30 protein-coding genes are annotated in these 25,034 nt (G+C 73.2%); 19 read left to right on the top strand and 11 right to left on the bottom strand.

Annotated features, from left to right (window positions below; all coding sequences use genetic code 11):
- Window positions 1-40: 40 nt before the first annotated feature.
- From ACFO0B_RS14530 to ccsB, 9 genes are all read left to right on the top strand, one after another.
- Window positions 41-589, top strand: coding sequence for a hypothetical protein (locus ACFO0B_RS14530; protein WP_378612957.1), 549 nt, complete (start codon window positions 41-43; stop codon window positions 587-589).
- Window positions 586-852: a hypothetical protein gene (locus tag ACFO0B_RS14525; RefSeq protein ID WP_378612956.1), complete on the top strand. Its 267-nt coding sequence runs from the start codon at window positions 586-588 to the stop codon at window positions 850-852. The genes ACFO0B_RS14530 and ACFO0B_RS14525 overlap by 4 nt, the downstream gene beginning before the upstream one ends.
- 70 nt (window positions 853-922) lie before the next feature.
- The gene (locus ACFO0B_RS14520) at window positions 923-1,156 is read left to right on the top strand and encodes a hypothetical protein (RefSeq protein WP_378612955.1); all 234 of its coding nucleotides are present in this window, start codon (window positions 923-925) and stop codon (window positions 1,154-1,156) included.
- Between the two features lie 73 nt (window positions 1,157-1,229).
- Window positions 1,230-2,567: a glutamate-1-semialdehyde 2,1-aminomutase gene (gene hemL / locus ACFO0B_RS14515; protein ID WP_378612954.1), complete on the top strand. Its 1,338-nt coding sequence runs from the start codon at window positions 1,230-1,232 to the stop codon at window positions 2,565-2,567.
- A 92-nt stretch (window positions 2,568-2,659) separates the two neighbouring features.
- Window positions 2,660-3,298, top strand: coding sequence for a histidine phosphatase family protein (locus ACFO0B_RS14510; RefSeq protein WP_378613802.1), 639 nt, complete (start codon window positions 2,660-2,662; stop codon window positions 3,296-3,298).
- A gap of 70 nt (window positions 3,299-3,368) precedes the next feature.
- On the top strand, window positions 3,369-3,989 hold the full coding sequence (locus ACFO0B_RS14505; protein ID WP_378612953.1) for a TlpA disulfide reductase family protein: 621 nt from the start codon (window positions 3,369-3,371) through the stop codon (window positions 3,987-3,989).
- Window positions 3,986-4,936, top strand: coding sequence for a cytochrome c biogenesis CcdA family protein (locus ACFO0B_RS14500; RefSeq protein ID WP_378612952.1), 951 nt, complete (start codon window positions 3,986-3,988; stop codon window positions 4,934-4,936). The genes ACFO0B_RS14505 and ACFO0B_RS14500 overlap by 4 nt, the downstream gene beginning before the upstream one ends.
- A complete protein-coding gene (gene resB, locus ACFO0B_RS14495) occupies window positions 4,933-6,573 on the top strand; it encodes a cytochrome c biogenesis protein ResB (RefSeq protein ID WP_378612951.1) in 1,641 nt (546 codons plus the stop codon). The genes ACFO0B_RS14500 and resB overlap by 4 nt, the downstream gene beginning before the upstream one ends.
- Window positions 6,573-7,538, top strand: coding sequence for a c-type cytochrome biogenesis protein CcsB (gene ccsB, locus ACFO0B_RS14490; protein WP_378612950.1), 966 nt, complete (start codon window positions 6,573-6,575; stop codon window positions 7,536-7,538). The genes resB and ccsB overlap by 1 nt, the downstream gene beginning before the upstream one ends.
- On the opposite strand, the gene ACFO0B_RS14485 is transcribed toward ccsB, so the two are convergent.
- Together ACFO0B_RS14485 and ACFO0B_RS14480 are read right to left on the bottom strand one after the other, a co-directional pair.
- Entirely contained in the window at window positions 7,535-7,732 is a 198-nt protein-coding gene (locus ACFO0B_RS14485; RefSeq protein ID WP_378613801.1) for a hypothetical protein, read from the bottom strand. The two genes, ccsB and ACFO0B_RS14485, sit on opposite strands and share 4 nt — an antisense overlap.
- 123 nt (window positions 7,733-7,855) lie before the next feature.
- On the bottom strand, window positions 7,856-8,062 hold the full coding sequence (locus tag ACFO0B_RS14480; protein ID WP_233020706.1) for a BldC family transcriptional regulator: 207 nt from the start codon (window positions 8,060-8,062) through the stop codon (window positions 7,856-7,858).
- A 182-nt stretch (window positions 8,063-8,244) separates the two neighbouring features.
- Here ACFO0B_RS14480 and ACFO0B_RS14475 point away from each other — a divergent pair, with 182 nt between their 5' ends.
- Genes ACFO0B_RS14475 through ACFO0B_RS14455 form a run of 5 tightly spaced genes read left to right on the top strand, consistent with a single transcriptional unit; the run spans window position 8,245 to window position 10,948 of the window.
- The gene (locus ACFO0B_RS14475; protein WP_378612949.1) at window positions 8,245-8,586 is read left to right on the top strand and encodes a DUF4229 domain-containing protein; all 342 of its coding nucleotides are present in this window, start codon (window positions 8,245-8,247) and stop codon (window positions 8,584-8,586) included.
- Between the two features lie 4 nt (window positions 8,587-8,590).
- Complete coding sequence (locus tag ACFO0B_RS14470) at window positions 8,591-9,676, top strand: PLP-dependent cysteine synthase family protein (RefSeq protein ID WP_378612948.1); 1,086 nt, start codon at window positions 8,591-8,593, stop codon at window positions 9,674-9,676.
- A gap of 59 nt (window positions 9,677-9,735) precedes the next feature.
- Window positions 9,736-9,948: a hypothetical protein gene (locus tag ACFO0B_RS14465; protein ID WP_067653721.1), complete on the top strand. Its 213-nt coding sequence runs from the start codon at window positions 9,736-9,738 to the stop codon at window positions 9,946-9,948.
- Entirely contained in the window at window positions 9,948-10,517 is a 570-nt protein-coding gene (locus ACFO0B_RS14460; protein WP_378612947.1) for a Clp protease N-terminal domain-containing protein, read from the top strand. The genes ACFO0B_RS14465 and ACFO0B_RS14460 overlap by 1 nt, the downstream gene beginning before the upstream one ends.
- A 53-nt stretch (window positions 10,518-10,570) precedes the next feature.
- Entirely contained in the window at window positions 10,571-10,948 is a 378-nt protein-coding gene (locus ACFO0B_RS14455) for a phage holin family protein (protein ID WP_378612946.1), read from the top strand.
- 8 nt (window positions 10,949-10,956) lie between these two features.
- On the opposite strand, the gene ACFO0B_RS14450 is transcribed toward ACFO0B_RS14455, so the two are convergent.
- A complete protein-coding gene (locus ACFO0B_RS14450) occupies window positions 10,957-11,826 on the bottom strand; it encodes a 1,4-dihydroxy-2-naphthoate polyprenyltransferase (protein ID WP_378612945.1) in 870 nt (289 codons plus the stop codon).
- Window positions 11,827-11,850: 24 nt separating this feature from the next.
- The gene (locus ACFO0B_RS14445; RefSeq protein ID WP_378612944.1) at window positions 11,851-12,312 is read right to left on the bottom strand and encodes an SRPBCC family protein; all 462 of its coding nucleotides are present in this window, start codon (window positions 12,310-12,312) and stop codon (window positions 11,851-11,853) included.
- Window positions 12,313-12,485: 173 nt separating this feature from the next.
- Here ACFO0B_RS14445 and ACFO0B_RS14440 point away from each other — a divergent pair, with 173 nt between their 5' ends.
- Window positions 12,486-15,929: an AfsR/SARP family transcriptional regulator gene (locus tag ACFO0B_RS14440; RefSeq protein WP_378612943.1), complete on the top strand. Its 3,444-nt coding sequence runs from the start codon at window positions 12,486-12,488 to the stop codon at window positions 15,927-15,929.
- Here ACFO0B_RS14440 and ACFO0B_RS14435 read toward each other — a convergent pair.
- The 5 genes from ACFO0B_RS14435 to ACFO0B_RS14415 all read right to left on the bottom strand — a co-directional run bounded on the left by ACFO0B_RS14435 (window position 15,911) and on the right by ACFO0B_RS14415 (window position 20,496).
- On the bottom strand, window positions 15,911-16,744 hold the full coding sequence (locus ACFO0B_RS14435) for an ABC transporter permease (protein WP_378612942.1): 834 nt from the start codon (window positions 16,742-16,744) through the stop codon (window positions 15,911-15,913). The two genes, ACFO0B_RS14440 and ACFO0B_RS14435, sit on opposite strands and share 19 nt — an antisense overlap.
- The gene (locus ACFO0B_RS14430; RefSeq protein WP_378612941.1) at window positions 16,741-17,718 is read right to left on the bottom strand and encodes an ATP-binding cassette domain-containing protein; all 978 of its coding nucleotides are present in this window, start codon (window positions 17,716-17,718) and stop codon (window positions 16,741-16,743) included. The genes ACFO0B_RS14435 and ACFO0B_RS14430 overlap by 4 nt, the downstream gene beginning before the upstream one ends.
- Window positions 17,719-17,826: 108 nt before the next feature.
- On the bottom strand, window positions 17,827-18,963 hold the full coding sequence (gene menE, locus ACFO0B_RS14425) for an o-succinylbenzoate--CoA ligase (protein ID WP_378613800.1): 1,137 nt from the start codon (window positions 18,961-18,963) through the stop codon (window positions 17,827-17,829).
- Between the two features lie 259 nt (window positions 18,964-19,222).
- Window positions 19,223-19,603, bottom strand: coding sequence for a VOC family protein (locus tag ACFO0B_RS14420; protein WP_378612940.1), 381 nt, complete (start codon window positions 19,601-19,603; stop codon window positions 19,223-19,225).
- Window positions 19,603-20,496, bottom strand: coding sequence for a 1,4-dihydroxy-2-naphthoyl-CoA synthase (locus ACFO0B_RS14415; RefSeq protein WP_378612939.1), 894 nt, complete (start codon window positions 20,494-20,496; stop codon window positions 19,603-19,605). The genes ACFO0B_RS14420 and ACFO0B_RS14415 overlap by 1 nt, the downstream gene beginning before the upstream one ends.
- Window positions 20,497-20,577: 81 nt before the next feature.
- Here ACFO0B_RS14415 and ACFO0B_RS14410 point away from each other — a divergent pair, with 81 nt between their 5' ends.
- From ACFO0B_RS14410 to menD, 3 genes are all read left to right on the top strand, one after another.
- The gene (locus ACFO0B_RS14410) at window positions 20,578-21,237 is read left to right on the top strand and encodes a PaaI family thioesterase (RefSeq protein ID WP_378612938.1); all 660 of its coding nucleotides are present in this window, start codon (window positions 20,578-20,580) and stop codon (window positions 21,235-21,237) included.
- 74 nt (window positions 21,238-21,311) lie between these two features.
- Entirely contained in the window at window positions 21,312-21,764 is a 453-nt protein-coding gene (locus ACFO0B_RS14405) for a DUF6918 family protein (RefSeq protein WP_378612937.1), read from the top strand.
- A gap of 102 nt (window positions 21,765-21,866) precedes the next feature.
- Complete coding sequence (gene menD, locus ACFO0B_RS14400; protein ID WP_378612936.1) at window positions 21,867-23,489, top strand: 2-succinyl-5-enolpyruvyl-6-hydroxy-3-cyclohexene-1-carboxylic-acid synthase; 1,623 nt, start codon at window positions 21,867-21,869, stop codon at window positions 23,487-23,489.
- A gap of 3 nt (window positions 23,490-23,492) precedes the next feature.
- On the opposite strand, the gene ACFO0B_RS14395 is transcribed toward menD, so the two are convergent.
- Complete coding sequence (locus ACFO0B_RS14395; protein WP_378612934.1) at window positions 23,493-23,678, bottom strand: hypothetical protein; 186 nt, start codon at window positions 23,676-23,678, stop codon at window positions 23,493-23,495.
- A 122-nt stretch (window positions 23,679-23,800) separates the two neighbouring features.
- Between ACFO0B_RS14395 and ACFO0B_RS14390 the strand changes: the two genes are divergently transcribed.
- Entirely contained in the window at window positions 23,801-24,382 is a 582-nt protein-coding gene (locus ACFO0B_RS14390) for a TIGR03086 family metal-binding protein (RefSeq protein WP_378612933.1), read from the top strand.
- A gap of 44 nt (window positions 24,383-24,426) precedes the next feature.
- Here the strand turns inward: ACFO0B_RS14390 and ACFO0B_RS14385 are convergent, their stop codons facing one another.
- Entirely contained in the window at window positions 24,427-25,032 is a 606-nt protein-coding gene (locus ACFO0B_RS14385; protein WP_378612932.1) for a TetR/AcrR family transcriptional regulator, read from the bottom strand.
- Window positions 25,033-25,034 lie beyond the last annotated feature (2 nt).

Here is a 25,034-nt window from a genome sequence, read left to right as displayed (position 1 = left end):
GCCGTGCTGTTGCTTCCAGGTCTGACCCGCTGATCCGATAGTGCTCTTCGCCGAACCCGGTGCGCGCTGGCGCAGCGTCGCCTACGGGCCCGTTCTCTGCGCGATCCTGCTCGTCGTCGAACTCGCGACCGGCGCTCGGCCGCACTGGTTCGCGCTGATCTTCTGCGGGGTCGCGATCGGCGGCTTCGTCGCGCTGCAGGTGGTCGCCGGGCAGCGGCACGTGAGCGTCGAGCTCACCCCCGAGCAGCTCCGCCAGGGCACCGAGCTCCTGCCGCTGCGCGACATCGCCGCCGTGCTGCCGGAGCGCGACGACGACAACTGGGACGATCTGGACTGGGAGTCCGCCCGCGCGCTCGGCGAGCTGCACGGGGTGCCGCGCAGGCGCACCGGTGTCGGGCTGAAGCTGCGCAACGGCGCGCTGGTCCAGGGCTGGGCCCGCGACCACCGCGGCCTGCGCGCCGCCCTGGAGGCGGCGGTGGCCGACGCGGCAGCGAAACCCGCCGAACCCGAGGAGCCCGCTGCGCGCGGTGCCGCCGCACCGGGTACCGTGCCCGCTGACGACGACCGGGAGGACGGGGCGCAGCGGTGAGGTACGGGATCGCGCGGGCGGCTGTGGGGACGGTTCTCGCGCTCGCCGCCGTGCTCGGCGGGGTCCTCGCCTGGCGCAACGGCATCCGCACCACCGGATTCGCGCCGTCGGGCGACGTCCCCGCCTTCGAGGCCACCCGGTACGCGGGCCCCTGGATCTTCCTCGCCGCCACCCTGCTCACGGTGGCCGGGCTGCTGCTGGTCGACGTCGTCGCGCACCTCGCGACGGCCCGGAATGCGAGCGCGGCGCACCGCGAACAGTAGTGTGTCCGTGGCGATTCCGGTCTGTCTGCCGGGTCGCGGATTTCTGAGATCTACCAGCGAGAGGTTTTCTGTGAAGCGGTTCGTGGTGCGGTTCGGGATGGCGACGATGGCGGTCGCCGCGGTGGGGTTCGGCGCGGGGCAGGCGGTCGCCGCACCGGGGCTGCCGCTGGAGCCCGCGGCCGCGCAGCCGGCCGAGCCGGTGCAGGCCGGGTTCGTGCCGGAGTCGGGATCGGCGGGGCCGTACAACCACGCCATGTGCCTCCTGCACACGGTCTCCCCGCAGTTCCCCTGCATGTACAGCTGACGATCTGCGGTGTGGATCACTCCACTACACCCTGTCGTCGAAGCCGCGCGCGGCGGCTGACACACTGGAGTTCGTGAGTTCTTCTCCGCGCGCGGCCGAGGGTTCGGTCCCGGTTTCCGCCCAGCTCTTCGACCGGGCCGCCGGGATCATCCCCGGTGGTGTCAATTCGCCGGTCCGGGCCTTCCACTCGGTGGGCGGGACGCCGCGGTTCATCGCCTCGGCGCACGGCTGCACGCTCACCGACGCGGACGGCAACGACTACGTGGACCTGGTCTGCTCGTGGGGCCCGATGATCCTCGGCCACGCGCACCCCGCCGTGGTCGAGGCGGTGCGCGCGGCGGCGGGCGGCGGGCTGTCCTTCGGCGCCCCGACCGAGGCCGAGATCCTGCTGGCCGAGGCCATCGCCGAGCGGGTCGAGCCGGTGCGGCGGGTGCGGCTGGTGAACTCGGGCACCGAGGCCACCATGAGCGCGGTCCGGCTGGCCCGCGGCTTCACCGGCCGCACCAAGATCATCAAATTCGCCGGCTGCTACCACGGCCACGTGGACGCGCTGCTGGCCGAGGCGGGCTCGGGGGTCGCGACCCTCGGGCTGCCCACTTCGCCGGGCGTCACCGGCGCGCAGGCCAGCGACACCATCGTGCTGCCCTACAACGACCTGGACGCCGTCGCCGCGGCCTTCGCCGCGAATCCGGGCGAGATCGCCTGCGTGATCACCGAGGCGGCCGCGGGCAACATGGGCGCGGTGGCGCCTGCCGAGGGCTTCAACGCCGGGCTGAAGAAGCTGACCGAGGCCGACGGCGCGCTGCTGATCATGGACGAGGTCATGACCGGGTTCCGGGTGAGCCGGTCCGGGTGGTACGGCCGCGAGGGGGTCGCGGGCGATCTCTACACCTTCGGCAAGGTCATGAGCGGCGGGCTGCCCGCCGCGGCGTTCGGCGGCCGCGCCGACATCATGGAGCGGCTCGCCCCGCTCGGGCCGGTCTACCAGGCGGGCACGCTCTCCGGGAATCCGGTCGCGGTCGCGGCCGGGCTGGCCACCCTGCGCGCCGCCGACGACGCCGTCTACGCGGCGCTCGACCGCAATGCCGAGCGGCTCGGCGGGCTGCTCACCGACGCGCTGACCGCGGCGGGGGTCGAGCACCGGGTCCAGTTCGCGGGCAATATGGTGAGCGTGTTCTTCGCCGACGGCCCGGTCACCGACTACACCTCCGCCAAGGCCAGTGCGACCTGGCGCTACCCGGCCTTCTTCCACGCCCTGCTGAGCGCCGGGGTGTACCCGCCGCCGAGTGCGTTCGAGGCCTGGTTCGTGTCGGCGGCGCTCGACGAGGACGCATTCGCCCGCATCGCCGCCGCTCTGCCCGCCGCCGCTCGCGCGGCGGCCGCAGCCACCCCCGAAGGAACCCGCGCGTGAGCTCCGATCAGCCCACCCCCTCCGACGTCCCCGCCGAGCCCGCCGCCGACCGCCCCGCGGTCCGGCCGGTTGCCCAGCACGAGCCGCCCGCGGTGGCCGAGCGGGTGGAGACCATCGTGCACGTGCTGCGCCACGGCGAGGTGCACAACCCGAACGGCATCCTCTACGGCAGGCTGCCCGGCTTCGGCCTCTCGGTGGCCGGGCGGGCGCAGGCGGGCGCCGTCGCCCGCGCGCTCGCCGACCACGACCTCGCGCTGGTCATCGCCTCGCCGCTGCAGCGCGCGCAGGAGACGGCGGAGCCGATCGCCGCGGCGCACGGCATCGCGATCCGCACCGACGAGAACCTGATCGAAGCGGGCAACACCTTCGAGGGGCTGCGCGTCTCGGTCGGCGACGGCGCGCTGCGCAAGCCGAGGCACTGGTGGAAGCTGCGCGACCCCTTCACCCCGTCCTGGGGCGAGCCCTACCTGCAGATCGCGCACCGCATGCTGGCCGCGGTGAACAAGGCGCGGGTGGAGGCGAGCGGCCGCGAGGTGGTGCTGGTCTCGCACCAGCTGCCGGTCTGGACCTTGCGCCGCTTCCTGCAGGGGCAGCGGCTCTGGCACGACCCGCGCAGCAGGCAGTGCTCGCTCGCCTCGCTGACCTCGCTGGTCTACGAGGGCGACACCCTGGTCGACATCGTCTACTCCGAGCCCGCGGGTAGTTCGGATCCGAGGAAGACCGGGGCATGAGTGCGTCAGGCCCGGAGGCGGCAGCGCGCGTAGCCACGGAGGGCCAGCGCTCGGGCCGGATGGACACAGCATGAGCCGTTCCACCGCACGTCCCCGGCGGATCGGGCCGGTGTTGCTCGCGTGCGTGGCCCTGGTGGCCGCGCTCGCGGGCTGCGCCACCGGTACCGACGCGGTGGCGTCCGGTGGCACCTTCGACTTCGTCTCGCCCGGCGGCAAGACCGACATCGTCTACGACCCGCCCGCGAGCCGAGGCACCATCGGCGCGCTGGCCGGCCCGGACCTGATGAACGACGGGAAGACCGTCTCGGTCGCCGACTTCCCCGGCCAGGTCGTCGTGCTGAATCTGTGGGGGCAGTGGTGCGGGCCGTGCCGCGCCGAGGTGCCCGCGCTGGAGCAGGTCTACGAGCGGACCAGGGATCGGGGCGTCGCCTTCGTCGGCATCAACGTCCGCGACCCGCAGCAGGACAAGGCGAAGGACTTCGTGGTCGACAACCGGGTCGGCTATCCCTCGATCTACGACCCGTCCATGCGCACCCTGCTCGCGCTCGGTGGAAACTTCCCCACCAGCGTCATCCCGACCACGCTCGTGCTCGATCGGCAGCACCGGGTCGCGGCGGTCTTCCTGCGCGCCCTGCTCGCCGAGGACCTGCAGCCGGTGGTGGAGCGGCTCGCGGGCGAGGGCCCGTCGTGAGCACCGTAGTGCTGGCGGGGGTGGGGGATTCGTTCCAGCAGACGGCGGCGAGCGGGCCGCTCGTGCTCGCGCTCGGTGCCTGCCTGCTGGCCGGGCTGGTCTCCTTCGCCTCGCCGTGCGTGGTTCCGCTGGTGCCCGGCTACCTCTCCTACCTGGCCGGGCTGGTCGGCGCGGAGGCGCCGCCGGTGACGCCGACCGAGGCGCGGAGCCGTCGCGGCACCGCGCACCGCGCGATGCGCGGCCCGGTGCGCGGTGCCGCGGGCAGCTCTGCCCGCGCGGAGCCGGGCACTGACTCGGCCGCCGCTGCGGAGCCGGGCACTGTCGAGAAGGGCGCCGCCGAGCGACGCGCCGCGCGCGCGGGCAGGCTGCGGATCGCGGGCGCGGCCGGACTCTTCGTGCTCGGCTTCACCGTGGTCTTCGTGCTGGCGACCGCGACGGTGTTCGGCCTGATCCAGACCATGAACGTGAACCGGGAGCTGCTGCAGCGAATCGGCGGCGTGCTCACCATCCTGATGGGGCTCGTCTTCATCGGCCTCGTCCCCGCGCTGCAGCGGGACACCAGGATGGAGCCGCGCCGGATCACCGGGCTGCTCGGCGCCCCCCTGCTCGGCGGGGTCTTCGCGCTCGGCTGGACCCCGTGCCTCGGCCCGACGCTCTCCGGCGTGATGGCGGTGGCGGCGGGCACCGAGGGCGCGACCGCCGCGCGTGGCGTCACCCTGATCGTGGCCTACTGCGTCGGGCTCGGGCTGCCCTTCGTCGTGCTCGCCTTCGGCTCGGCGGGGGCGCTGCGCGGTGTCGGCTGGCTGCGCCGCAACTCCCGCACCATTCAGCTCGTCGGGGGAATCCTGCTGGTCGCGGTCGGGGTCGCCCTGGTGACCGGGGCCTGGGACCAGTTCGTCGCGTGGGTGCGCGACGCCTTCGTCTCCGAGGTGACCCTGCCGATATGACCGTGACCGACAGCCCGCCCGCCGCCGCGCCCGTGCCGCCGCCGCGCCAGTCCCCGTTCGGCCGCGCGCTCGCCGCGGTGCGCAACACCTGGCGTGGGCTGACCAGCATGCGCACCGCGCTGGTGCTGCTCTTCCTGCTCGCGCTGGCCGCCATCCCCGGCGCGCTGCTGCCGCAGCGGAACCTGAACGAGCAGAAGGTCGCGGAGTACATCGCGGACCGCCCGACGCTGGGCCCGTGGATGGACCGGTTCGAGCTGTTCGACGTCTTCTCCAGCTTCTGGTTCACCGCCGTCTACGTGCTGCTCTTCATCTCGCTGGTCGGCTGCATCCTGCCGCGCACGGTGGAGCACGCGCGGGCGCTGCGCACCCCGCCGGTGCGCGCACCGCGCAATCTCGGCAGGCTGCCGCACCACTGGTCCGGCACCGACGAGCGCGAGCCCGAGCAGGTGCTGGCCACCGCAGAGGCTGGGCTGAGCGGCTGGCGGGTGCGCCGCCGCGATGGCGAGCGCCCCGGCGAGCTGACCCTCTCCGCGGAGAAGGGCTACACCCGCGAGCTCGGCAACCTGGTCTTCCACCTCGCCCTGGTCGGGCTGCTCGTGGCGATCGCCGTTGGCAAGCTCTTCGGCTACGAGGGCACCGTCATCGTGATCGCCGACGACGGCCCCGGCTTCTGCAGCACCTCGCCCGCTGCCTTCGACTCGTTCCGCGCGGGCAATGTGAACGACGGCACCGGGATGACGCCGCTCTGCGTCCGGGTCAAGGACTTCCGCGCCGACTATCTGGACACCGGCCAGGCCGAGATGTTCACCTCGAACATCTCCTACCAGGCAGGCGCCGACCTGGCCACCGGCACCTGGCGGGACACGACGCTCCGGGTGAACCACCCGCTCCGGGTCGCCGGCGACCGCGTCTACCTGCAGGGCCACGGCTACGCGCCGACCTTCACGGTCCGCTTCCCGAACGGCGAGACCCGCACCGAGACCATCCAGTGGCGCCCGGACGACGCGCGGACCTTCCTCTCCAGCGGCGTGCTCCGGATCGACCCGCCCGGCGGGCTCTTCGCCGACGAGGAGGAACGCAGGCGCAACCAGATCGCGATCGAGGGGCTCTTCGCGCCCACCGCGCTGCTGCACGGCGCCCTGCTCACCTCGTCCTTCCCCCGGATGGACGACCCGGCGGTCGCGGTCGACATCTACCGCGGCGACACCGGACTCGACACCGGCCGCCCGCAGAACCTCTTCGCGCTGGATCAGGAGCTGGTCCGGCAGGGCCGGTTGACCAAGGAGGCGCGGGTGAACCTGCGCCCCGGCGAGTCCACCCAGCTCGCCAACGGCACCACGGTGACCTTCGACGGCGCGAAGGAGTTCGTGAACATCCAGGTGTCGCACGACCCGGCGCAGCAGTGGGTGCTGATCAGCGCGGTGACCATGATGGCCGGGTTGCTGGTCTCGCTGCTGGTGAAGCGGCGGCGGGTCTGGGTCCGGGTCTACCCGGCCGCGGGCGCACCCGGTACCGTTGACCAACGACGCACCGTAGTAGAGATGGGCGGGCTCGCCCGCACCGACCAGGCGGGCTGGGGCTCCGAGTTCGACCGGCTGCGCACCCGCCTGATCGAGCCGAGCACGGGAGAACAGTGATGGAGATCGACGAGACCCTGGCGGGCTACAGCGACCTCGCCTTCAAGTCGGCCATCGTGGTGTACGCGCTGGTGCTGGTGCTGCTCCTGGTGCAATATGCCTCGGCGCGCACCAGGCAGGTCGCGGCCCGCGAGCCCGCGCTGGTCGGGGCGGGGAACGACCCCGCGCTGCCGGGCAAGATCGCGGCGCCGCCGCAGCGGCCGCTGGCCGACCGGTTCGGCAACATGGCCTTCTCGGTGCTGGTGGTGGCGGTGGCGCTGCACCTGGCCTCGATCGTGCTGCGCGGCTTCGCGACGAACCGCTTCCCGCTCGGCAACATGTACGAGTTCGTCACCATGGCGACGGCGGCCGCGGTGCTGGTCGGCATGGTGTTCCTGCGCGAGCAGCGGTACCGCTCGATGTGGGTCTTCCTGTTGGTGCCGGTGCTGGTCCTGATGTTCCTCGGCGGCACCGTGCTCTACGCCGACGCGGCGCCGGTGGTGCCCGCGCTGCGCTCGTTCTGGCTGCCCATCCACGTGACCATCGTGAGCATCGGCAGCGGTGTCTTCCTGGTCTCCGGCATCGCCAGCCTGCTCTTCCTGTACCGGCTGCGACAGCCGGAGGGCGGCGAAACGGACAACCTGCTCGGCGCCGTGGCGCGCAGGCTGCCGGACGCCCGCACCCTGGACCGGATCGCCTACCGGACCACGATCATCGGCTTCCCGCTCTTCGGTGCGGGCGTCATTCTCGGCGCCATCTGGGCCGAGGCGGCCTGGGGCCGGTTCTGGGGCTGGGATCCGAAGGAGACCTGCTCCTTCATCGCCTGGGTGCTCTACGCGGCGTACCTGCACGCCCGCGCGACCTCGGGTTGGCGCGACACCAGGGCGGCCTGGATCAACATCGCCGGCTTCGTCGCCATGCTGTTCAACCTGTTCATCATCAACCTGGTGATCAGCGGGCTGCACAGCTACGCGGGGCTCACCTAGCGGTCGCCGGCGCCACCTTTACCCGAATCGCCGTCCCGGTGCTGCTGGCGGGAGAGCCGCCAGAGGAACTCGGGATCGTCGTCGGGGCCGACGGTCCGCGTGCGCTGGGGAGCACTGCTCCCGGCCGGGCCGAAGGCCTTCCAGCACAGCACCGCGACAGCTACCACCGCGATGAGTGCCAACAGGTACATCACGTCGCTCACCTCCTGGCTACGAGGGTAGCGGCGGTCCGCGGGTAAGCCCAGTTTCGGCGGCGTTCACCGCGGCGTCACCGCGCCCGCCGCCCGCGTGCGTGCGGTCGGCGGCGCGGCGAACGGTCAGCGCGCGGTTGCCTCGGTGGTGAGCGAGGCGAGCAGCCGCATGACCTCCGATTCGCGGAATCGGCGATGCCCACCGGGGGTGCGCAGCGACCCGAGCCGACCCGCGTGCGCCCACCGGGTCACGGTCTTCGGGTCGACGTGGAAGAGCGCGGCCACCTGGCCCGGGGTGAGCAGAGCGTCCTGGGCGGTCGTCGCAGCAGTCATGGCAAACCTCTCCGTCTTCGACAGTCCCTCATCGGACAGCGCCATCGTGGCACGAAGACCCCTAGGTACTCGATTGATCTACGGTTGGTAAAGGGGAGGTAATAGACAAATCGGATACACCTCCCACCTGGTGCGAAGCGGTCATCCCGGACAACGCAACCCCGTGGCATAGGCTTGCCGACGTGAGTGACGCAACCCCATCGCGCGACGGAGCAGGCACGGGCGAGCCGGCGCCGGGCAGGCGGCTCGCGCTGAACCTCGGCCTCTACACCCTGGCCCGGCTCGGCCTCGTTGTGCTGATCACGGGCCTGATCGTCGGGGTCGCGCGGCTGGTCGACGTGGAGATCCCGCTGGTGGTGGCGGCGCTGTTCGCGATCATCGTGGCGATGCCGCTCTCGCTGACGCTGTTCAAATCGCTGCGGTCCAAGGTGAACGAGGACATCGCGACGGTCGACCGGAAACGTCGGCAGGACAAGGCCAGGCTGCGCGCCCGGCTGCGCGGCGAGGACGACGAGCAGGCGTGACGCCGTGAAGACCTGCGACCGCAGCGCCCCGCGCGGGTGGGTGGACAACGCGGTGCGGCTGATCGACGCCGACACCCAGCGCAGCGCCGACACCCACCTGCTGCGCTACCCGCTGCCCGCCGCCTGGCGGGTGCAGCTGTACCTCAAGGACGAGTCGACGCACATCACCGGCAGCCTGAAGCACCGGCTGGCCCGCTCGCTCTTCCTGTACGCCATCTGCAACGGCTGGGTCGGCGAGGGGACGACCGTCGTGGAGGCCTCGTCCGGGTCGACCGCGGTGAGCGAGGCGTACTTCGCCAAGCTGCTCGGGCTCGACTTCGTGGCGGTGATGCCGGCGAGTACCTCGCCGCGCAAGGTCGCGCTGATCGAGGCGCAGGGCGGGCGCTGCCACTTCGTGCAGCGGCCGCCGGAGATGTACACCGAGGCCGCGCGGCTGGCCGCCGAGTGCGGCGGGCACTACATGGACCAGTTCACGCACGCCGAGCGGGCCACCGACTGGCGCGGCAACAACAACATCGCCGAGAGCGTCTTCGAGCAGATGCGGCTGGAGGCGCACCCGGTGCCGGAGTGGATCGTGGTCGGCGCGGGCACCGGCGGTACCAGCGCGACCATCGGCCGCTACATCCGCTACCGCAGGCACCACACCCGGCTCGCCGTCGTCGACCCGGAGAACTCCGCCTTCTTCGGCGGCTACGAGACCGGCGACGCGGGGTACGGCACCGGCATGTCGTCCCGGATCGAGGGGATCGGGCGGCCCCGGGTCGAGCCGTCCTTCGTCGGGCAGGTGGTGGATCGGATGATCCAGGTGCCGGACGCCGCGTCGATCGCCACCATGCGGTACGCGAGCGGCGTGCTCGGCCGCCGGGTCGGCGGGTCGACCGGCACCAACCTGTGGGGCGCCTTCGCGCTGATCGCGGAGCTGCTGGCGGCGGGGCGCTCCGGCAGCGTGGTGACGCTGCTCTGCGACGGCGGCGACCGCTATGCCACCACGTACTACGACGACCCCTGGGTGGCGGCCCAGGGCTTCGAGCTGGAGCCCGCGCGGGCGGTGCTGGCGAAGTTCGCGGCCACCGGGATCTGGACCGGCTGAGCCTTCCGTTCGTCAATTTTTGTTGACAAGTGCCCGCGGCGTCAATCAAAATTGACGGCATGAGTGAAGCGACAACGCTGGCGGCCGCCGCGGGCAGCCCCGACCCGACGGTCGGGCTGCGTGCGGTGCTCGCGCTGCGCAGGCTGCTCGAGCGGCTGGAGGCCATCCAGGTCGCGAACGCCAGGGCGCAGGGCTGGTCCTGGCAGGCGATCGCCGATGCGCTCGAGGTCAGTAAGCAAGCCGTCCACCAGAAGCACACGAGGAGACGCTGATGTTCGAACGGTTCGGCAGGGAGGCGCGGGTCGCGATCGTGCTGGCGCAGGAGGACGCCCGCGAGCTGCGCTCCCCGGTGATCGATGTGCAGCACGTGCTGCTCGGGCTGCTCGGCCACGCCGAGCCCGCGCTGCGCACGCTGCTCGCGGAGTCCGGGGTGACCAGGGACGCGGTGGTGGCGGCGCTGGCCGAGCGCGGCCGCGGCGAGCCGCTGGGGGAGGAGGACGCCGAGGCGCTGCGCTCGATCGGGATCGACCTGGACGCCGTGCGCGCGAGCCTGGAAGCCGGGTTCGGCGCGGACGCGCTGGCGCAGGCGGCGCCGGAGCCGCGCGGGCGGTTCGCCCGGTGGACCGGCGGGCACATCCCGTTCACCCGGGACGCCAAGAAGACGCTGGAGCTGGCGCTGCGCGAGGCGCTCGCCCGCAAGGACCGCTCGATCGAGTCCGGGCACCTGCTGCTCGGCATCCTGCGCGGGGCCAACGAGGTCACCACCGGGCTGCTCGGCGGCCCCGCCGCGCGAGACGCGCTGCGCCCCCGGATCCACGCCCTGCTGGACCGGGCCGCCTGAGCGCTCCCGCGTTGTGCACCCTGCGCGACACCTCGCCCGCTTAGCATGGCGGCATGCAGCTAGCGCTCCGGTTGATCATCAACGCCTTCGCCATCTGGCTGGCGGCCTACCTGGTCGGCGCCATCGAGGTGGTGAGCCCGGAGGACGAGATCGGCTGGAAGATCATCGTCCTGCTCGCCGTCGCCGCGGTCTTCACCCTGGTGAACGCCCTGGTCAAGCCGATCGTCCAGGTGCTGTCGCTGCCCCTGGTGATTGTCACGCTCGGGCTGTTCCTGCTGGTGGTGAACGCACTGATGCTGATGCTGACGGCGGCCATCACCGAGGTCACCGACTACGGCCTCCGGGTGGACGGCTTCTGGGCCGCGCTGGTCGGCGCGCTCATCATCTCGATCGTCAACTGGGGGCTCGGGCTCCTGGTCGGCGAGGACTGAGCCCGGCCTCAGCCGAGGGCGAGCGCGGCGGCGGTCACCGCCGACCAGGCCAGCAGGGCGAGGCCGGAATCGCGCAGCGCCGGAATCAGTTCCGGCCCGCCGCGGCCGCCGCGCACCGGCGCGTTGGCGCGCAGCGCGAGCGGCACGGCGACCAGCGCGAGCAGCGCGAACGGGGTGCGCAGCGCGAGGACGAGGGTCATCGCGAAGGGCAGCGCGAGCAGCACCGCGTGCAGCGTCCGCGTGCGCGGGTCGCCGAGCCTGACCGCGAGCGTGGTCTTGCCGGACTCGGTGTCGGTGGGGATGTCGCGCAGGTTGTTCGCGACCAGCACCGCGCTGGAGAAGGCGCCGACCGCGACCGCGGCGGCGAGCCCGGCCCAGTCCACCCGCTCGGCCTGCACGTACTGGGTGCCGAGCACCGCGAACAGACCGAAGAAGACGAACACCGCGATCTCACCGAAACCGCTGTAGCCGTACGGGTTCCGCCCGCCGGTGTAGAACCAGGCGCCGGCCAGGCAGGCGGCGCCGAAGAGCAGCAGCCACCAGGCGGTGAGCAGCGCGAGCGCCAGGCCGGCGACCGCGGCGACCAGCAGGCTCGCGACCGCGGCGTTGCGCACCGCCTTCGGCTCGGCCAGCCGCTGCCCGACCAGCCGCACCGGGCCTACCCGGACGTCGTCGGTGCCGCGGATGCCGTCGGAGTAGTCGTTGGCGTAGTTCACCCCGACGATCAGGGCGAGCGAGACCACAAGGGCAAGCAGTGCTTTCCACCACACCGCGGCGTCGAGCGCGGCGGCGGCGCCGGTGCCGGCGAGCACCGGGGCGATCGCGTTGGGGAGGGTTCGCGGCCGGGCGCCTTCGAGCCATTGCGCTGCAGTTGCCATGCGCGCAGCCTAATCCGGCGGAGTTCAGCCGGGCTGCTCGGCGGCTGCCTTCAGCCGGGCCAGCCCCTTCTCGAAGTCCTTGCCGATGAACCTGTCCATCGGGATCACCCGGCCGACCAGCCCGAGGAAGCCGGTGCGCTCACCGGTCATCCGCCAGGTCACCTCGGTGCCGCCGACCACGCCGGCCAGCTCGAAGCGGACGTCGTTGGTGGCGGCGATCGGCTTGCGGAACTCCACCCGGACGCCGATCTCGTGCTCGGCGCTGGAGGTGATCGTCATGGTGCCGCTGCCCGCCCTGCGGTTACCGTTCCAGGAGTAGGAGGCGCCGACACCGGACTCGGGGCCCGCGTATCGCCGGTTCAGCTCGGGGTCGATGTCCTCCCACGGCGACCAGTGCACCCACTGGTGGAAATCGTCGATCAGCCCGTGGATCCGGGCGGGCTCGGCGGCGATCACGGTGCGCCGGGCAACCTCGAAGTCGGCCATGGGCCGACTCTAAGCCGAGCGCCGGGGCCGCGCGGGACGCGCGCCGCATCGGTCGCGTGAACCCTAGGATCGATTCCGGAATGGTGCCGGAGAACAGTGGCCCGATCGGGCCCGACCGAATGGTGGCTCCGCGCGGCGGAGAGTCCTCGCCGGTGGACGCGGGGGGAGTTGTCGTGCCGCTGGAAGAAGTCGAGGGGGACCGCGCGGCCTGGCCGGAGCCGGGCGCGGCACCGGTGCTGCCTGACTCCGTGGCCGCGGTGCTCGAGGTGGGGTTGCTCGGGCCGGTGGCGGTGCGCCGGGAGGGCGGACTGTGGCCGCTGCCCGGGGCGCGGGCCCGTGCGCTGCTCGCGGCGCTGGCGCTGCGGCCGGGGCGGAGCCGGGCCGCGGCGGGGTTGATCGAGGACGTGTGGGGTGCGGCGGCGCCGCGGGCGCCGATGAACGCGCTGCACACCCAGGTGTCCCGGCTGCGCTCGGTGCTGCCCGGCGGCGCGGTGAGCGCGGGCCCGGCCGGGTACCGGCTGGAACTCGACCCCGAGCAGGTCGATCTGACCCGCTGCGCGCGGCTCCTCGAGCGGGCCACCGAGCAGCGCGGTTCCGGCGCCTACGCCACCTCCCTCGCCACCGTGCTCGCCGCCCGCGCACTCTGGCGCGGGGAACCCGGCGCCGACCTGCCCCCCGGCCCGCTCGCCGCCGAGCTGCGTGAGCGGGCCGCAGGCCACGCGGCCGAACTCGACGCGCTGGAGATCACCGCCCGGGCAGGCAGTGGTGACGCGGACGGCGCGCTCCGGCTGGCAGTGCACCGCGCCGCCGCACTGCCCCTGGACGAACCCGCGCACGTCGAGCTGGTCCGGCTGCTCGCCGCCACCGGCCGCTCCGCCGCCGCACTGGAAACCGTCGCCACCTTCCGCGACCGCCTCGCCGACCGCCTCGGCGCCGACCCCGGCCCCGAGCTCACCGAGCTCAACACCGCCGTTCTGCGCGGGAAGCGGATCGCGCCGCTCGGCGACAGCCTCCCGCCCGCCGTCTCGCCCCCGCGAGCGGTTGCCGTCCCGCTGCCCGCCGTCGTCGCCGGACCCGCGCCCGGCGCGACGGAGCGCGCGCCGTTCCTCGGCCTGGGTGTGCGCGCCGCACCCAACCCGCTACTCGGCCGCGACACCGACCTGACCGCGCTCGAGGAGCTGCTCCGCCGCTCCCGGGTGACCACCGTGCTCGGCCCCGGCGGCACCGGCAAGACCCGCGTCGCCCACGAACTCGGTGCCCGTGAGTCCGGCGCGGTAGCCCTGGTCGAACTGGCCTCCATCCGCGCCGCCGAACCGGAGGTGGCGCGCGCCGAGATCGAGAGCGCGATCGCGGCGGTGCTCGGCGTCTCCGAGGCGCCCTTCGACAGCAACACACTGCGCACCGGCCCGGTGGAGCTGCGCCAGCGCCTCTTCGACGCCGTCTCGGCCCGCCCGACGCTGCTCGTCCTGGACAACTGCGAGCACCTGATCGACGCCGTCGCCACGCTGGTCGCCGAGTTCATCGCACACGTCCCCCGGCTGCGGGTGCTCACCACCAGCCGCGCGCCGCTGATGATCACCGCCGAGGCGGTCTACCCGCTGCCCCCGTTGCACATCGACCCCGCGGGCTCGCCTGCCACCGAATTGTTCGCGGCGCGGGCCCGCGCGGTCCGGCCGTCGGTGCGGATCGACCAGGCCGTCGTGGCCCGGCTCTGCCACACCCTCGACGGCCTCCCGCTCGCCATCGAGCTCGCCGCCGCCCGGGTGCGGACCATGAGCGTCGAGGAGATCGCCGACCGGCTGCACGACCGCTTCGCCCTGCTCCGCTCCGGCGACCGCAGCTCCCCGGCGCGGCACCGCACCCTGCACGCCGTCATCGACTGGAGCTGGAACCTGCTCGAGCCGGGCCAGCGGGTGGCGCTGCGCAGGCTGTGCCGCTTCCCGGCCGGCTTCACCCTGGCCGCGGCCGAGGTGGTGGCCGCGGGTGCCGAGGTCGGCGAGGTCGCCGCCGCGGTGGACGGGCTGGTGAACCAGTCCCTGCTCACCGTGCAGGACTCAGCGGCCGGGCTGCGCTACCGGATGCTGGAGACGGTCCGCGAGTACGGCGAGGAGCGGCTGGCCGCGAGCGGGGAGGGCGAGGAGGTCATCGCCCGCACCCTGCGCTGGGCCCGCTCCTGCTGCGAGGACCTGGGGGCGCGGGCGTACCGCGAGGACCAGCTGCTGCTCGGCGGCGAGCTCGACGCCGAGCAGGACAACCTGCTCGCCGCGCTGCGCTGGGCCGCCGAGCGCGCCGACGGGGTCACCGTCTACACCGTGTTCCCCACGCTCGGCGTGCTCTGGATGATGCGCGGCGCGCACGGCGAGGTGATCGCCTGGTCCGAGCGGCTGCTGCACGTCCCGCTGCCCGCGCCGGACGCGGCGCACCCGCCGGGCGATCTGCTGGTGATCGGCGCCGCGCTGCAGATCCTGCACGCCGCCTTCGGTGACCGCTCCGAGCTGCGCAGGATGGCCCGGGTGCGGTTGCGCACCAGGCGGCTGCTCGCCGCGCGCACCGACCTCTCGGCGTCGGTGCTGCTCGCGGCCCGGCTGCTGGTGAGCCCGCCGCGCGGAACCGGGATCCCGCGGCTGGTGGCCGCGGGGGTGCGCTCACCCGACCGGGACGCCAGGGTGAATGCGCTGATCCTGCGCGCGAACATCAGGGAGAACCTCGGCGACCTGCGTGGCTCGCTGCGGGACGCGGCGACGACGCTCACCCTGCTCCGCCCCGGCGACGGGTGGAGCCTGGCCTCCGCGCACCGGCACGTGGCGCAGCTGCACGGCCAGGCGGGCCGGTACGGCGAGGCCGTCGAGCACTACGAGCGCGGGATCGGGCTGCTGGAGCGGATCGGCGCCTACGACGAGCTGATCGAGGCGCGCACCGCGCTGGTCGGCGCCCTCATCGGCTGCGGTGAGCCCGACCGCGCCGCCGCCGAGCTGGAGCGCACCGTGCAACTCGCCGACCTCGACCCGGAGGCGCCGGACGGCACCGTCAGCGGGCTGCTCGGTGTGCTCTTCCAGGCGCAGGCGGAGCTGCTTATCGCGCGCGGCCGGATCGAGGACGGCGTGCGCCGGTACCGCCGCGCGCTCGCCGTCTCCGGCTGGCCGGGCACCTCGCGGGGGCCCGGGGCATGGGTGCTCATGCTGGTCGCGGCGGTGCTCGACGCCGAGGTGCTGTACGGCGACCCGGTCGCGGCCGGGAAGATCGCCCGCGAGCTGGCCGAGGCAGCGGACCGGATCTTCGGCGCCTTCCAGGACGTCCCGCAGATCGGCGCCATCGCCTGCGCGCTCGGCAGCAGGCTCGTTGCCACCGGCGAGGACCCGGAGACCGGGCTGCGGCTGCTGCTCGCCGCGCCCCGGCTGTCCGCCAGGCAGGACTTCCCGTCCATGCTGGTCCGCAGGCACCTGGAGCTCGCCGAGGCGAAGTCGGGGACAGCGGCCGTCGCGGAGGCGGAGGCGGCGCTCGGCCCCGCGCGCCGGATGCGGCTGCTGCCCCGCGTGCTCGCGCTGATCGCCGGGACGACGGCGGGGGCGCCCGGCGAACCGGACGCCCCCGCCGGAGTTCACGCGCGGCGCATGTAGGCCCGCACCGCGAGCGGCGCGAACACCGCGATCACCGCGACGGCGCCGAGCAGCGAATACACCGTGCTGCTCCCGAAGCCGTTGCCGTTCATCAGGTCGCGGCAGGCATTGACCATGTAGTAGACCGGGTTGGCGTGGTTGATCGCCTGCATCCAGCCCGGCATGGTGCTGGTCGGCGCGAACGCGCCGGACATGAAGGTCAGCGGGAACATGACCATCATCGAGATGCCCTGCACGCCTGCCGCGCTGCGCCCGGTGACGCCGACCAGCGCCCAGATCCAGCTCACCGCGAACGAGCAGAGCACGATCACCACCCCGGCCGCGACCACGCCGACCACCCCGCCCGCGGGCCGGTAGCCGATGGCGAGCCCGACCACGACGGTGAGCACGGTGGCGAGCGTGTAGCGCACCATGTCGGCGATCAGCGCGCCCGCCAGCGCGGCGATCCGGGCGATCGGCAGCGACTTGAAGCGGTCGAAGACGCCCTTGTCCATGTCCTCGCGCAGCTGGGTACCGGTGACCACCGAGGTGAGCACGACGGTCTGCACCAGGATGCCGGGGATCAGGACCGGCAGGTAGTTCTGCACGCTGCCGCCGATCGCGCCGCCGAAGATGTAGGCGAACAGCGCGGTGAACAGGATCGGCTGGATGGTGACGTCGAACAGCTGCTCCGGCTTGTGCCTGATCTTGAGCAGCCCGCGGTAGGCCATGGTGAGCGAGGCCGAGACGGTGGCGGCCGGGCTCACGCTGTTGCTCGCCTGCCGCACCGCGGCGACCCGCTGCGGCGGGGCCGGGGAGACGAGGGTGTCGGTCATGCTGCGTCCTTTTCGGTGTCGGCGTCCTCGGAGGGACGGCCGGTGAGGGTGAGGAAGACCTCGTCCAGGCTCGGCTTGCTGACGTTGATCTCCGCGATGGCGATCCGCTCCTCGCGCAGCCGGATCAGCAGGTCGGTGGTGACGTCGGCGTCGCGCAGCGGGGCGGTGATCCGGCCCGCCTCCGGGGTGACCGTCGCCTCGGCGTCGAGGAAGGTCGCGACCAGCTGCCGCGCCTCCGCCAGCCGCGACCGGTCCGCCGGCACCAGGTGCAGCGAGGAGCCGCCGACCGATTCCTTGAGTTCGTCGGCGGTGCCGTCGGCGATCACCCTGCCGTGGTCGATCACGGCGATCCGGTCGGCGAGCTGGTCCGCCTCGTCCAGGTACTGGGTGGTGAGCAGGACCGTCGCGCCCTGGCGGACCAGGCGGCGGATGGTGTCCCACATCTGCGCGCGGGTGCGCGGGTCCAGGCCGGTGGTCGGCTCGTCCAGGAAGAGCAGCGGCGGCGTCGCGATCAGGCTCGCGGCCAGGTCGAGGCGGCGGCGCATCCCGCCGGAGAAGGTTCTCAGCGGTTTGGTCGCGGCGTCGGTGAGGCCGAACTCCGCCAGCAGTTCGGTCGCCCTGCGCCTGGCGTCCTGGCGGCTCAGACCGAGCAGGCGGGAGAAGACGATCAGGTTCTCGGTGGCGGAGAGGTCCTCGTCCACCGAGGCGTACTGGCCGGTCACGCCGATCAGCGAGCGGATCGCGGTCGGCTCCTTCGCCACGTCGTGGCCGAAGATCCGGGCGGTGCCGCCGTCGAGCGGGAGCAGGGTGGTGAGCATGCGGATCGTGGTGGTCTTGCCCGCGCCGTTGGGGCCGAGGACCGCGTACACGGAGCCCTCGGGGACGGCGAGGCTCACGCCGTCGACGGCGCGCTGGGTGCCGAACACCTTGACCAGATCGGTGGCTTCCACCGCGAGGGGTGCGGAATCTGTCATGTCGCAAGGGTGCGCGGGCGCCCTTGCACCGCCCGCACACCTCTTGCACCGCTCTTGCGTGCGGCTGCTGAGCTGCACCGCTTGGGCACGTGCGCGCCCCGCGGCGGGTCAGTGCGTGCTGTGCGCCAGGAGGTGGTCGCGGAGGGCGGCGCGATCCGGTTTGCCCGGACCTCGCAGCGGGAGTTCGTCGAGGACGGCGAGTTCGCGGGGGGCGGCGATGGCGTCGAGTTCGGCGGTGACGTGGGCGCGGACCTCGTCCAGGCTCGGGGGCTCTGCTCCGGGGGTTGGGACGATGACGGCGGCTACCCGCTGACCCAAACGCTCGTCGGGCAACCCGAGCACGACGCACTCGGCGACGGCGGGGTGCGTTCCGAGCACGGCTTCGACGACCTGTGGCAGAACCAGCAACCCCCCGGTGCTGATCCCCTCGTCCAACCGCCCGGTCACCCGGAGCACTCCGGCCTCGAGGACGCCCGCGTCGTCGGTGCGGAACCAGCCCGGCTCGGCGAAGGCGGGATGGTCCGGGTGGTTGCGATACCCGATGGCGACGGTGGCCCCGCCGAGCACGATCCGCCCGTCCTCGATCCGCAGCCGGACCCCGTCGAGCGGAATCCCGTCGTAGACGCAACCCCCGCAGGTCTCGCTCATCCCGTAGGTGCGAACCACGTGGATCCCGGCGGCCCGCGCCCGCTCGAGCACCCGGGCGGGTGTCGCGGCACCGCCGACGAGCACCGCGTCCAGCCCGGCCAGCGCGGCCGAAGCGGCGGGCGATTCCAGCACCTTGATCAGCTGGGTGGGAACGAGCGAGGTGTACCGCCGCTCCCCGCGCATGGCCCGGATCGCCCCGGCCAGCGCCTCCGGCAGGAACCCGCCGCCGACGTCGAGCACCACCGGCTCGGTCCCCGCCTGGATACTGCGCAGCAACACCTGGACGCCCGCGATGTGGTGCGTCGGAAGGGCCAGCAACCACTGCCCCGGCCCGCCGAGCCGCTCGTGCGTCGCGCTCGCGCTCGCCCGCAGCGCGGCGGAGCCGAGCATGGCGCCCTTCGGCACCCCGGTCGTCCCCGAGGTGGTGACGACCAGCGCCACGTCCTCGTCGATCGGCTCACCGGGGGCGAGCGCGTCACCGAGCCTGCGCGCCTCGCGCCGGTCGCTGTTCGGCACCGGCAGCCATGCCGGGCCGGTGCCCTCGAGCGCCTCGCGCAGGTGCGGGAGCACGTCGCCGACGCCGGACCCGGTCGGCATCGGCAGGATCCGAAGGGGCTTGCTCACGACAGCGATCGTGTCATGTCCGCGTGCGTGCACACGGAACGGGTGGTCCGGGAACGGGCACAGCGCGCGCGGGAGCGGGCCGACAACGGCTCAGGTACGACAGGCATCGAGACCACGATTCTCTCGTCCGACGGAACGCGGCGAGATGGCTCCCGGACGTCGGCGGTCGGGTCTCGCCCGAGTCGTTATCGTCCCTTTCGGTTTGCCTGCTGGCAACTCGAAGGTGGCGACCTCAGCGCGAGTCGCGGCGCAGCGGGTGCTCCGCGGGGACTTCGACCAGCACGATCGGCACCCCGTCCGGGTCCGCGATCCACATCTCCAGCAACCCCCACGGCTCCCGCTTCGGCTCCCGATCGACGCGCACCCCCGCCCGCGCGAGTTCGGCGGCGGCATCCGCGATATCGCGGACCTGCAGCCAGATCGCGCCGCCGAAGTGCGAGGGCTCGCCGGACCCGCCGTGCGCGGCGACTTCGATCGAGGACTGCCCGGCGAAGAGGACCGTCCCGCCGGGATACTCCCTGGCGATCGCGAGCCCGAGCGCGTCCCGGTAGAAGGCCAGCGTTGCCTCGTAGTCGCCGGGGCGCAGAATGATCCGGCTGCTCAGGATGTCCATCAGAAGTACCAGGGGTAGGGGGTCCAGTCCGGCGAGCGCTTCTCCAGGAAGGAGTCCCGCCCCTCGACCGCCTCGTCGGTCATGTACGCCAGCCTGGTCGCCTCGCCCGCGAAGAGCTGCTGACCGACCAGCCCGTCATCTGCCAGGTTGAAGGCGTACTTGAGCATGCGCTGCGCCTGCGGCGACTTGCCGAGGATGTCGGCGGTCCACTCCAGCGCGACGTTCTCCAGCTCGGCGTGGTCGACCACCTCGTTGACCGCGCCCATCCGGTGCATCTCCTCGGCGGTGTACGGGCGGCCGCGGAAGAAGATCTCCCTGGCGAACTTCTGCCCGACCATCTTGGCCAGGTAGGCGCTGCCGTAGCCGCCGTCGAAACTGCCGACGTCGGCGTCGGTCTGCTTGAACTTCCCGTGCTCCCGGCTGGCCAGGGTGAGGTCGCAGACCACGTGCAGGCTGTGCCCGCCGCCCGCGGCCCAGCCGTTCACCAGCGCGATCACCACCTTCGGCATGAACCGGATGAGCCGCTGCACCTCCAGGATGTGCAGCCGCCCCGCGCGCGCCGGGTCGACCGTCTCCGCGGTCTCGCCGTCCGCGTACTGGTAGCCGCTGCGGCCGCGGATGCGCTGGTCGCCGCCGGAGCAGAAGGCCCAGCCGCCGTCCTTGGGGCTCGGGCCGTTGCCGGTGAGCAGCACCGCGCCGACGTCGGAGGTCATCCTGGCGTGGTCGAGCGCCCGGTACAGCTCGTCCACCGTGTGCGGGCGGAAGGCGTTGCGCACCTCCGGCCGGTCGAACGCCACCCGCACCGTGCCCTGCGACAGGTGCCGGTGGTAGGTGATGTCGGTCAGGTTCTCGAAGCCGGGTACCGGGCGCCACAACGCGGGATCGAAGGTCACCCTGCGATTATCGGCGCTCGGTGGAACAGCGCGGGAGCGGCCCCGTTCGGACGGTGTACAACGCCCGGATAGCGTGCAGGGATGAGCGAGAAAATAGAACCGGTTATCGACCTGAGTGCGATCGATCCGGAGCGGTACGAGCAGCACGCCCGGTTCTTCCCGAAGGTGTCGCGGGAGCCGATCGGGCCGAGCTTCGGGCCGTTCGTCGAGGTGCTGCGCCGGGTGCAGGATCTCGCAGTGAGCGTCGACGCGCCGGACGGGGTCTACGCCGAGGCCGCGGCGCTCGCCGAGCGGCTGGCCGCGCTGCTCGAGCCACACCGGGCGCCGGAGCTGCAGGGCCCGGCCGGGCGCGCGGTGGAGCTGCCCGGCCGCGGCAGCCTGCTGCTGCTGCCGTGGCAGACGGCCGAGGCAGGCCCGGACGGGGTCGCCATGACGGGCGTTTTCCGCCGCTTCCACCTCGGCGGCAACGGCGCCGCGCACGGCGGGGTGCTCCCGCTGCTCTTCGACGAGCTCTTCGGCTCGGTGCTGCACTACGCGGGCAGGCCGATCAGCCGGACCGGCTACCTGCACGTGAACTATCGGAAGGTCACTCCGCTGGAACGGACGCTGGCCGTTCGCGGACGGGTCGATCGGGTGCAGGGGCGGAAGACGTTCGTCACCGCGGAGCTCCGCGATGAGCAGGGTGAAAAGCTCGCGGATGCCGAAGGATTGATGATTCAACTGCTGCCAGGGCAGCCGTAGCCGGGTGGATGCGGGCGGCGGTGCGTATAGTGGCGCGTGCTCGTACAACGAACCGATTCCGGAGGAACCTGAAAGTGGTTGCAGCACTGTCTGAATCCCTGCTCGACGATGCCAAGCGGCCGGCCTTCCTTGCCGACGCTGTCGAGGTCCTGGATGCCGAGGTCTCGGACAAGGGTGGTGCGTCCGGCCTGGCTGTGAAGGGTGGCTACGCGGCGGTCAAGAAGATCGGCCCGTCCATCGTCCCCGACGCCCTGGAGTCCCTGGCCCCGCGGCTGGTGGCCCAGCTGGAGCCCTACTGGCAGGAATACACCGCGTCCGGCAGCACCGGCAGCTTCGCCGATCTGCTGGTCGCCAAGTCCGACGAGGTGGCCGAGGCGCTGCTCGCGGTGACCGACGAGCGGGCGCAGTCCTCGACCCGCCCCGCGCTGCAGAAGGTGTACTCCTCGCTGCGCTCCTCGGCCAAGAAGAACGTGGTCGAGGCGCTGCCGCGCGTGGGTGCGCTGGTCCAGCGGCACGCGACGGTCTGACCCGATCTCGCGCCGTCGCCGCTGTCGCCGGCGGCGCGAGCTTCGCTCCGCTGTGAGCAGGGTGACGCGGCGGCGGTGGCCCGAGTCTGGAAGTCTGGAGACGTGAATCCGTCAACAGCGCAGGCGCAGGTCGTCGTCGACGAACTGGTGCGCGGCGGGGTGCTGGACGTGGTCCTCTGCCCCGGCTCCCGCAATGCCCCGCTGGCCTTCGCACTGCAGGCCGCGGACGCAGCGGGGCGGCTCCGCCTGCACATGCGCATCGATGAGCGCACCGCGGGATTCCTCGCGGTCGGGCTCACCCTGTCCGGCCGCGCCCCGGTGCCGGTGGTGATGACCTCCGGCACCGCCGTTGCCAATCTCGGCCCCGCCGTGCTCGAGGCCAACTACGCCAGGGTGCCGCTGGTGGTGCTCAGCGCCAACCGGCCCTACGAGATGCTCGGCACCGGCGCCAACCAGACGGTCGAGCAGCTCGGGCTCTTCGGCAGCCAGGTGCGCGCCACCATCAGCCTCGGGCTGGCCGAACTCGAGGCCGATCCCGGCTACACGCGGCAGAACAGCGTCTGGCGCTCGGCGGTCTGCCGGGTGCTCGCCGCCGCGCGCGGCACCCGCTCCGGCAATGCCGGGCCGGTGCACTTCGACATCCCGCTGCGCGAGCCGCTGGTCCCCGACCCGGCCGCGACCGCGATCCCCGGCCGCACCGGCGACGCCCCGTGGACCAGGACCGAGCACGCCACGCTCGACGTCCCGCTCGCCATCGACCTCACCGCGGACACCGTGGTGATCTCCGGCCACGGCGCCGGGCTGCGGCCGGAACTCGCCGCGCTGCCCACCGTCGCCGAGCCGACCGCGCCGCTGCACGGCCCCGCCCTGCACCCGCTGGCGCTGCCGCTGCTCCGGCCGAAGCAGGCCGTCATCACCGGCCGCCCGACGCTGCACCGCCCGGTCGCCAAGCTCCTCGCCGACCCCGAGGTCACCGTCTACGCACTGACCACCGGCCCGCGCTGGCCGGACGTCTCCGGCAACGTGGTCGGCACCGGGACCAGGGCCGTCGTCTCCGGTGCGCCCGACCCGGGCTGGCTGTCCCGCTGCCACGAGCTCAACGAGCGCGCGCACCACGCCGTCCGGGACGAACTCGCCAGGCACCCCAAGCCGACCGGGCTGCACGTCGCCGCCGTGGTCGCCGACGCGCTGCGCGAGGGCGACCAGCTGCTGCTCGGCGCCTCCAACCCGGTGCGCGACACCGCGCTGGTCTCCGCGCCGCGGCCGGGCGTCACGGTGCTCTCCAACCGCGGCGTCGCCGGCATCGACGGCACCGTCTCCACCGCGCTCGGCGCCGCCATGCGGCACGACGGCCGCACCTTCGCCCTGATCGGCGACCTGACCTTCCTGCACGACGCCTCCGGGCTGCTCATCGGCCGCGGCGAGCCGCGCCCGGACGACCTCACCATCGTGGTCGCCAACGACGACGGCGGTGGCATCTTCGAGCTGCTCGAACAGGGCGATCCGCAGTACGCGGGGGTCTTCGAGCGGGTCTTCGGCACCCCGCACGGCATGGACCTGGCCGCGCTCTGCGCGGCCTACCGCATCCCGCACCGCCAGGTGGACACCGCCGAGCTGGCGGCGGCGCTCACCGGCCACGCGCACGGGGTGCGGGTGCTGGAGGTCGCGACCGAGCGCTCCGGGCTGCGCGAGCTGCATGCCTCCGTGCGCGGCGCGATCAGCTGAGGGCTACTCCCGCTCGTCGTCGAGCGGGACCTCGATGCGCTGCTCCACCACGTCGGCGGGGTCGGCGCTCCACAGGTCGCCCGGTACCTCCGGCGGCGGCGCGTCGTCGGCCGGGTCGACCGGGCGGGACTGGTCGGCCAGATCGGCCTCGGACACCTCGAACGTGGCGGGTGTGCTGCGATCGACCATCGTGCGCTCCTCTCCGCGGGGGTTCTCTGTCCGGAGGCGGTATACCCACCGCGCGGCGATGAATTCCGCGGGCCCGCTCCGTCGGTATCGGTGAGAGCCGTTCCCAGGACAGGAGATCCGCCGTGACCGCTGCCGCCCCCACCTTCGATTTCGCCGTCGCCGCCGACCGGATGGCCGCCCTGGTCGCCGGGATCGGCGACGATCAGCTCACCGGCCCGACCCCGTGCCCCGGTGTTCCGGTGGCCGCCCTGCTCGGGCACGTCGCCGGGCTCACCGAGGCATTCCGGCAGGCCGCGGCCAAGGAGGCCGGTGGTTCGCAGCCACCCGAGGTGGCCGCGAGCGAGCTGCCCGCTGACTGGCGCACGCTCATCCCGGCGCGGTTGAACGCGCTGGTCAGCGCGTGGCGCGAGGAGGAGGCGTGGGCGGGGGAGACCGAGGCGGGCGGGGTCACCGCGCCCGCGCCCGCCATGGCGGCGGTGGCACTGGACGAGCTCGTCGTCCACGGGTGGGATCTGGCCCGCGCCACCGGGCTGCCGTTCGACGTCACGCCGGGCGAGCTGGAGGTGCTGGAGGGGTTCCTCGCCGAGATGCCCGCCGAGGGGACGCCGGGGCTGTTCGGCCCGGTCCAGCCGGTCGCCGAGGATGCCTCCCGGCTGGACCGGGTGCTGGCCCGCACGGGTCGCAGGGCCGACTGGACCCCCTGAGGCGGAAGCCGGGCCGGAGCGCTCGCAGTCCGGCCCGGCTCGGGTCAAGTCGCGATGAAGCGGCCGGCGGCGATGGCGTCCATGGCCGCTTCGGCGGCGCGCACGGCGGTGGTCCCGTCCAGGGGGTCGCCGCTGATCAGCAGTCGGTAGTAGAGCGGCGCCGCGACCGCGGAGAGCACCGCGCGGGGGTCGGTGCCGACCGGCGCCTCGCCGCGCGCGATCCCGTCGGTGACACACGGCGCCCACTCCGCCAGCCGCACGTCGTAGAAGCGCCGCAGCGCGACCTCGGTCGCCGGGTCGGCGGTCCCGGCCGCGATCACCGCGCGGAACAGCCGCCCCTGCCTGGCATCGGTGAGCGTGTCCAGCACCAGCCTGGCATCGGCCAGCAGATCCCCGCGCAGGGTCCCGGTGTCGGCGCGCGGCACCGACTCCTCCGCCATGGCCAGCAACAGATCGGTCACCAGCCCGGCGGGCGTGCCCCAGCGCCGGTACACCGTGGTCTTGCCGACCTCGGCCAGCGCAGCCACCTCGGTGAGATCCAGTGCGCCGAAGCCGCGCTCGGCCAGCAGGTCGCCCGCGGCCCGCAGCACGGCCGCGCGCACCCTGGCGGTGCGTCCGCCGGGCCGGACCGACCCCGGGTCGGAAGTCATAA

Origin of the sequence: Nocardia jiangsuensis (assembly GCF_042650385.1) — a bacterium.
In the GTDB taxonomy this organism is placed as follows: domain Bacteria; phylum Actinomycetota; class Actinomycetes; order Mycobacteriales; family Mycobacteriaceae; genus Nocardia; species Nocardia jiangsuensis.
The sequence above is the reverse complement of the archived record's forward strand: the minus strand, read 5'-3'. Positions and strand labels throughout refer to the sequence as shown.

Excerpts from the sequence above, each read along its gene's own strand:
- ACFO0B_RS14465 (WP_067653721.1), top strand. The coding sequence starts at position 9,736 with ATGAGTGAAGCGACAACGCTGGCGGCCGCCGCGGGCAGCCCCGACCCG.
- ACFO0B_RS14435 (WP_378612942.1), bottom strand. The coding sequence starts at position 16,744 with ATGACCGACACCCTCGTCTCCCCGGCCCCGCCGCAGCGGGTCGCCGCG.
- ACFO0B_RS14455 (WP_378612946.1), top strand. The coding sequence starts at position 10,571 with ATGCAGCTAGCGCTCCGGTTGATCATCAACGCCTTCGCCATCTGGCTG.
- ACFO0B_RS14450 (WP_378612945.1), bottom strand. The coding sequence starts at position 11,826 with ATGGCAACTGCAGCGCAATGGCTCGAAGGCGCCCGGCCGCGAACCCTC.
- ACFO0B_RS14480 (WP_233020706.1), bottom strand. The coding sequence starts at position 8,062 with ATGACTGCTGCGACGACCGCCCAGGACGCTCTGCTCACCCCGGGCCAG.
- resB (WP_378612951.1), top strand. The coding sequence starts at position 4,933 with ATGACCGTGACCGACAGCCCGCCCGCCGCCGCGCCCGTGCCGCCGCCG.
- ACFO0B_RS14385 (WP_378612932.1), bottom strand. The coding sequence starts at position 25,032 with ATGACTTCCGACCCGGGGTCGGTCCGGCCCGGCGGACGCACCGCCAGG.
- ACFO0B_RS14420 (WP_378612940.1), bottom strand. The coding sequence starts at position 19,603 with ATGGACATCCTGAGCAGCCGGATCATTCTGCGCCCCGGCGACTACGAG.
- ACFO0B_RS14445 (WP_378612944.1), bottom strand. The coding sequence starts at position 12,312 with ATGGCCGACTTCGAGGTTGCCCGGCGCACCGTGATCGCCGCCGAGCCC.
- ACFO0B_RS14430 (WP_378612941.1), bottom strand. The coding sequence starts at position 17,718 with ATGACAGATTCCGCACCCCTCGCGGTGGAAGCCACCGATCTGGTCAAG.
- ACFO0B_RS14395 (WP_378612934.1), bottom strand. The coding sequence starts at position 23,678 with ATGGTCGATCGCAGCACACCCGCCACGTTCGAGGTGTCCGAGGCCGAT.
- ACFO0B_RS14410 (WP_378612938.1), top strand. The coding sequence starts at position 20,578 with ATGAGCGAGAAAATAGAACCGGTTATCGACCTGAGTGCGATCGATCCG.
- ccsB (WP_378612950.1), top strand. The coding sequence starts at position 6,573 with ATGGAGATCGACGAGACCCTGGCGGGCTACAGCGACCTCGCCTTCAAG.
- ACFO0B_RS14460 (WP_378612947.1), top strand. The coding sequence starts at position 9,948 with ATGTTCGAACGGTTCGGCAGGGAGGCGCGGGTCGCGATCGTGCTGGCG.
- menE (WP_378613800.1), bottom strand. The coding sequence starts at position 18,963 with ATGCCGACCGGGTCCGGCGTCGGCGACGTGCTCCCGCACCTGCGCGAG.
- ACFO0B_RS14505 (WP_378612953.1), top strand. The coding sequence starts at position 3,369 with ATGAGCCGTTCCACCGCACGTCCCCGGCGGATCGGGCCGGTGTTGCTC.